Source organism: Mycobacterium sp. TH-M82, assembly GCF_057473605.1.
This window is the reverse complement of sequence record NZ_JBYCKY010000445.1, coordinates 1-1,399: the sequence shown is the minus strand read 5'-3', so window position 1 is coordinate 1,399 and position 1,399 is coordinate 1. Positions and strand designations below refer to the sequence as shown.

Sequence of the window (1,399 nt, the reverse complement as noted above, 5' to 3'; positions counted from 1 at the left end):
GCCCGCGCCCACCGCGGGTCCGCGGATCGCCGAGATCACCGGTTTGGAAAAGTTCACGATATTGAGCACCAGGTCGCGGGCTTCACGCATGATGCGTACCCGACCGGCGTATTCGCCCATGGTCTGCTCGATCAGCTCGAAACTGCCGCCGGCCGAAAACGCTTTGCCCGCACCGCGACCCAGGACGACCCGCACCGTGTCATCGCGGTCGATCGCCGGCCACACATCGGCCAGATCGCGGTGCATCTGCGGCCCCACCGAATTGAGCCCGGGCCCGTCCAGCACCATCTCCAGCACTCCGTTGTCGCCGGACTTCAGGCGCAGGCCGGGGAAGTCACGGTAGTTGTCGGGGTTGTCCTGGGCCATTTCGTCGCTCCTCGTATCGCGAATCTGCACATTTGCCGCTTCGACGATACGGCCCGACGATATCGGTGCGGTCAGGCGCCGGAAGTGACCGTAAAAATGGGCCGCGAGTGCGCGCCTTCGTGCGATTGCCTGAATGCGACTGGCGCGTCGCGTACGAAACCGCAACCCGGCGCAGCATACATCTGCGGGTCAGTCAGCCGGCCTGCCGCACGGTCGGGGTCAGACCCAGGACCTCACGCTTTTGGTGCACGGTCAGGTAGCGCAACCCGTCCGGCCCGGCGCTGAACTGTCGGAGTGAGCGTCGTGGCATCCACAACAGCACACCGGGGACCAGCTCGACCGTGCCCAGCTCGGTGCTGAGCCGGCCGCTGCCGGCCAGCACGTGCACCAGAACATCCACCTCGGCGCCGGTGTGCATGCCGATGCCGCCGCCCGGCCCCAGCGAGATCACATTGGAGTCCAGATCCCGGTTTTGCACCTCCAGCTTCCACACCACCCCGGCCAGGTCGGGCTCGGTGTCACTGCCCGCGATGTCGGCGGTGGTGGTGAGGATCCGGGGCAGCGGGGTGCTGGCGAGCTTGCTGATCCGGATTCGCCATGCCGGGCCCCTCTCGAGGTATTCCCAGCCGTAGCTGCCCGGGTGGTCGGCCTCGAACTCGTCGTGCAAATGCTTGGGGTCGTGGTTGTTGACCAGAACGAACGATTCCCCGACCGCCAGGTCTGCATAGGTGGCAAAGATTGTCGGGTGTTTCTCCGGCTTACGCAGGCGCCGGACGTCGAGTTCGGTGTCGGGCATCGGATCGCCCCGCCCTTCTAGTTTTTACAAATCAGCTTGTGTAAACTCTAGCCCATGACGTACGTGATCGGGAAACCCTGTGTTGACGTGATGGACCGGGCCTGCGTGGAGGAGTGCCCGGTCGACTGCATCTACGAGGGGGGCCGTGCTCTCTACATCCACCCCGACGAGTGTGTGGACTGTGGAGCCTGCGAGCCGGTCTGCCCGGTCGAGGCCATCTACTACGAGGACGACCTG

3 protein-coding genes are annotated in these 1,399 nt (G+C 65.1%); 1 reads left to right on the top strand and 2 read right to left on the bottom strand.

Annotated elements, in window-relative coordinates; genetic code table 11:
• A partial coding sequence (locus AC2VON_RS13670) for an enoyl-CoA hydratase-related protein (protein ID WP_486953452.1) occupies positions 1–366 on the bottom strand: 366 nt, incomplete at its 3' end.
• Between the two features lie 193 nt (positions 367–559).
• A complete protein-coding gene (locus AC2VON_RS13665; RefSeq protein ID WP_486953451.1) occupies positions 560–1,162 on the bottom strand; it encodes a DUF2249 domain-containing protein in 603 nt (200 codons plus the stop codon).
• Positions 1,163–1,216: 54 nt separating this feature from the next.
• Here AC2VON_RS13665 and AC2VON_RS13660 point away from each other — a divergent pair.
• Positions 1,217–1,399, top strand: a 183-nt coding sequence (locus tag AC2VON_RS13660; RefSeq protein ID WP_486953450.1) for a 4Fe-4S dicluster domain-containing protein, incomplete at its 3' end; no start/stop codon positions are given.

Coding starts and splice junctions, on each gene's coding strand:
- AC2VON_RS13665 (WP_486953451.1), bottom strand. CDS start 1,162: ATGCCCGACACCGAACTCGACGTCCGGCGCCTGCGTAAGCCGGAGAAA.